The sequence below is a fragment of the Pseudomonadota bacterium genome (assembly GCA_030860485.1).
Taxonomy (GTDB): Bacteria; Pseudomonadota; Gammaproteobacteria; order JACCXJ01; family JACCXJ01; genus JACCXJ01.
Map to the genome: position 1 here is coordinate 1 of JALZID010000183.1, position 2375 is coordinate 2375.

Annotated in this window: 2 protein-coding genes; both read right to left on the reverse strand. The window is 64.4% G+C overall.

All coding sequences use genetic code 11. The features are described from left to right. A partial coding sequence (locus M3461_10000) for a TonB-dependent receptor (protein MDQ3774667.1) occupies nt 1-1573 on the reverse strand: 1573 nt, incomplete at its 3' end. Between the two features lie 89 nt (nt 1574-1662). Further along, nucleotides 1663-1986, reverse strand: a complete 324-nt coding sequence (locus M3461_10005) for a hypothetical protein (protein ID MDQ3774668.1) — start codon at nt 1984-1986, stop codon at nt 1663-1665. Nucleotides 1987-2375 lie beyond the last annotated feature (389 nt).

The following is a 2375-nucleotide window of genomic DNA, read 5'->3' on the forward strand; positions in this document are numbered from 1 at the left end:
CGGGAACCAGCTCGCCTTCCTCGTCCACGCGGTCGGCGACCCCATCGCCGTTTTCATCGACGGAATCGGCGAAGATGAAGTCCTCGATGAGATTGGCGAAGGCCGAAACGCGCAAGGTCCAGCGCCCCTCGGATTTTCGCAGGGTGAGGTCGAGGTTATTGGCCGTCTCCGGATCGAGCGCCGTGTCGCCGCGCTCGAAGGTGGCGGTCGCGAGATGCGGGCCGTCGTTGTAAAGCTCTTCCAGGCTCGGGGCGCGCTGTGCGCGGGTCACCGAGAACCCCGCCGAGTAATCGTCCCCGAAGCTGCGCACTGCGCCTCCCGAGACACTGTAGATGTCGTGCTCGACATCCGGGCTGCCCGCATCGGCGTCATAGCGCGCGTTTTCGTAACGGGCGCCGGCCTCGAAGTGCCAGAGGTCCCAGTCGCGATCCTCGAACCAGAAGACCCCGACCGATCGGCCACCGACCGGGGGCGTCAGGGCCTCTTCGCCGATCGCTTCGAAGTCCTGGTGGCGGACCTGCACCCCGAGGGCGCCGCGGAACCCCCAAACGGGTTTGTGCAGGAGCTCGACGCGCCCCTCGTATTCGTCGTTCTGGAAATCCGTGCCGACCTCGCCGCTCGGCTCGATCTCCTGGTGCTCGTAGTCGTTGTGACCGAGCTTCATCTTCGCGCGGCTGAAACCGGGGGCCGGGTTCTCGACCTCGCCTTCGATGTCGTAACGGAGCTGGTCGAGATCGATCCGAACACCTGCCTCGTCGCCGCTGCCCGGCACCCCGTAGTTGCTCGCGTAGTGGCTGATGGCGAAGCCGAGGTGGCCCCGATCGCCGATATAGGAAGCGCCGCCGGCCTCGCTTTCCGTATCGACATCGCTATTGAACAATTCCCCGGGCTCCTCGCCCGGCTCGGGGTCGATGGATCCGAACCCGGGGATGTCATAGTCGGAGGTGCGGCGCTTCAAGCCATCGAAGTGCAGGGCCAGGTTGTCATAGCCCGCCTCAAAGGTGCCGCCCCCGGTGCGCTCGTTGGTGGCGGAATCGTAGCGAAACTCCGCCTCGAGGCTGGGCTTGTCCGGCACCTCCGTCGGGATGCGGTCGGTCACGATGTTGACGATCCCGCCGATGGCCCCGCTGCCGTAGAGCAGGGTAGCGGGTCCCTTCAAGATCTCGATCTGGCGCGCATGCAGGGGATCGATCCCGACCGCATGGTCCGGGCTCAGGTTCGAGACATCCATAGACCCGATACCGCTTTCCAGGATGCGCACACGCGATCCCCCTAGCCCTCGGATCACCGGCCGGCTGGCGCCCCGGCCGAAGTCGCTGGCGCTGATCCCAGGCTCACGCGCGAGCGTCTCGCCGATGGTGGGGGCCTGCCGCCGCCGAAGCGCCTCGCCCGTGAGCACCTCGACCGGCTGGGCGATGTGACCCGCTTCGGCCTCCAAGGGGGTGGCGGTGACCGTGATCGGCTCCAGGACCAGCGTCTCTTCGTCCAGTTTCTGTGGCTCTCCTTCCGCGCCCGTCGAAGGCGCAGCGCACGAGACTAGCGCCAAGCCGATAATCAGATGTCTCTGTCGCATGATTTCTCTCCAAGAAGTTTATGTCGAACGCGCGTGCCACGGCCCGAGGCCCGGCCCAGGGCGCGTCGATCGAGAACAGACTTAGAAAACTAGGCTTGGAGAGCGGCGGGCGGTGCGCGCGCCAGGAAGGGAACGACGGTAACAACGGCGGCGGCAATGCGAGGTTTCTCGGCCGCCAGGCTAGGGCTTCGAGGTAATGTTTCTAGCGCGCAGCCGGACGGTAGACCCTGCCCGAGCTGATCGGCGGCATGGCATAGAAGACAAGGTACGTGGGGCCGGTCTTGCGCCAGATCGATTGTATGCTCGAGCGCATGCCCTAACATCCCAACCTGAGCGATGAGCAGCCCCAGGGTGATGATGAAGATGCGCCGCCGCAAGCGGAGCTTAAGATTCGCGCCGATTGTCATGACCATCGTTCCGACATCTTGCGTGGAAAGCAGCGGCTTGCCTAGCCTGAATCTACCGCCTCCGCGCACGCAATTACTTTTCGTGCTTCTATTGACGCCAGGGAGCGGAAACAGGTTCTGTTCGCCTCATCGCATGCAGGCTCAGTGGGCAAGTCTGCGCTGAGCGAAGGAGTACGTGCAGTCGGTGCAGATCCATGGTCACAAGCGGGCAAGGCTTCTATACTGCCCACGGTCATAAATCGCCTCCTCAGGTCCCGTCTCTCTCGGGGCTGTAGCTTGCCCATAACATGTGCTGGACACAGCGCTCGCCGTGTCGTAGACTCGCGGCATGGTTACGATGGGCGGACGCACGTTCTCGCAGGAGATCCTGACTCGGATCGCCGAGGCCGTGTCGG

Bases quoted from the DNA above. Each gene is read 5' to 3' on its own strand.
- M3461_10005 (MDQ3774668.1), bottom strand. From the start codon at position 1,986: ATGGTCATGACAATCGGCGCGAATCTTAAGCTCCGCTTGCGGCGGCGC.